A 1279-nucleotide genomic window follows, 5' to 3' on the forward strand; every position below is an offset into this window, starting at 1 on the left:
CTTGTAGTCCTCACCGACGATGAAGCTGGCGTTGGTGTAGGCCTTGACGTACTCGGTCTGGATCTTGTTGTTGGTCAGCAGGTAGTTGATGACGCCGCCCAGGAAGGCGATGTCAGAGCCCGCGCGGATGGGCGCGTAGTAGTCGCTCATGGCGGCCGAGCGCGTGAAGCGCGGGTCCACGACGATGAGCTTGGCCTTGTTGTGGTGCTTGGCCTCGATGACCCACTTGAAACCACACGGGTGGGCCTCGGCGGCATTGCCGCCCATGATGAGTACCAGGTCTGCGTTCTTGATGTCCACCCAGTGGTTGGTCATCGCGCCGCGGCCAAACGTCGGGGCCAGACTGGCCACCGTCGGGCCGTGTCAAACACGTGCCTGGTTGTCGAATGCGAGCATCCCCATCGAGCGCATCGCCTTGTGGGTGATGTAGCCCGCTTCGTTGGAGGATGCGGAGGCGCAGAGCATGCCGGTGGTCAGCCAGCGGTTCACCGTCTTGCCGTCGGCGTTCTGGGCGACGAAGTTCGCGTCGCGGTCGGCCTTCATCAGCTTGACAAGGCGGTCCATGGCCTCATCCCAGCCAACGCGCTTCCATTCCTTGCTGCCCGGCTCGCGGATCTCAGGCCACTTCAGCCGGTTGGGGCTGTGCACGAAGTCCAGCAGCCCGGCGCCCTTGGGGCACAGCGTGCCGCGGTTGACCGGGTGGTCCGGGTCGCCCTCGATGTGGATGATGGACGACGTGACGTTTTTCGCCTTGTCGCCCAACGAATACATGATGACGCCGCAGCCCACCGAGCAGTAGGGGCAGGTGTTGCGGGTCTCGGTTGCCCGGGCAAGCTTGAAGTTGCGCGCCTCGGCCAGGGCGGCCGTTGGCGAGAACCCCAGGGCCACCAGGCTGGACGCTGCCAGCCCCGCGCCGCTCACCCGGAAGAAAGCCCTCCGGTTCATGTCCATTCGGCTGTCTCCTGCGGGCAGGGCCCGCTCTTGTGCAGGAACGAATCACACGGGCGGCCGTCGTTGGCCGCCGTGACCTGATTTCTTCACAAAGGAGAGCCATTGTCCAGGGCGGGCAACCCGGGGGACTAAAGCGCTCAGGTATGCCAGGCTTTCAACTGATCCGCGGATCTTCTGCCGAAGACCGGTCGGACTGACCGACCTTGAGCACGAGAAGCATTTCAGCAAACGACACGAAACCGAACACCGACAGCATGGAGCCCAGGATCTTCCAGCCGATCAGACTGTTGCCGAAGATCGAGCCAAAGAGGCCATCGACCAGATGCAC

General features: G+C 63.5%; 1 protein-coding gene. It reads right to left on the reverse strand.

Translation table 11 applies throughout. The features are described 5' to 3' along the window. Window positions 1–951, reverse strand: a 951-nt coding sequence (locus ACXJKR_RS32775; protein WP_457326418.1) for a molybdopterin-dependent oxidoreductase, incomplete at its 3' end; no start/stop codon positions are given. Between the last annotated feature and the right edge of the window lie 328 nt (window positions 952–1279).

The organism is Roseateles sp. P5_E11 (assembly GCF_054049355.1).